Here is an 836-nt window from a genome sequence, read left to right on the forward strand (position 1 = left end):
GCCTTTTGCCAGGCAGGGGCCCGCAATGTACAGTTCTCCACGTACTCCTTTTGCCAGCAATTCACCCTCGCTACCCAAAACATAAGCACGAATGTTACCAAAGGGACGACCTATGGGTACACGGATATCTGTTATTTTATGATCCATTTTGTATTGTACAGAAGTCACTGTAGCCTCAGTAGGACCATAGCTGTTAAACACCATGTATTTGTCACAGAGCTCATTGACTAAAGCCACATTACACTCTTCTCCGGATACAATAACGTAACGGAGCTCAGGGTGAAAACACGTACCAATGCTCTCAAGGTAGGTGGGAGTAGCATCAAAGTAGGTCACTTTTTTTTCGGCTATATACCCTAAAAAGGCCTGGGGATCCAATATGGTATCACGGGATATTAGCACCAGCCTCGCACCACTTGCCAGGGCCAGCCACAGTTGCTCTACCGATGAATCGAAGACCAGGTTAGCGAATTGTAACACACGATCATGAGCATTAATATTCAGCTCCTGTGTCTGGGAAACAATCAAATTCAGCAGCGTGGCATGAACAATTTCAACGCCCTTGGGCAAGCCGGTAGAGCCGGAAGTATAGATCACATACGCACGCTGTGAGGGAGATGGCATTAAATCAACTGCTGTTGAAGGACAACCGCTTAAATCGAGTGATCTAATGGATACACATTCCACCACTGAACCATAACGATCACACAACCCGGCTTCGGTTAGCAGTAACCTGCAACCACTTTCTTCCAGGATAACCATATTGCGTTCCCGGGGTTGCGTTCTGTCTAACGGAAGATAAGCCCCACCCGCCTTCATAATACCTAAAAGGCTGA

1 protein-coding gene is annotated in these 836 nt (G+C 47.0%); it reads right to left on the reverse strand.

Annotated elements, in window-relative coordinates; genetic code table 11:
- The coding region (locus FNH22_RS31765; protein WP_143402568.1) for an AMP-binding protein at positions 1–836 on the reverse strand (836 nt) is incomplete at both ends.

This window comes from Fulvivirga sp. M361, from assembly GCF_007097395.1.
GTDB lineage: Bacteria > Bacteroidota > Bacteroidia > Cytophagales > Cyclobacteriaceae > Fulvivirga.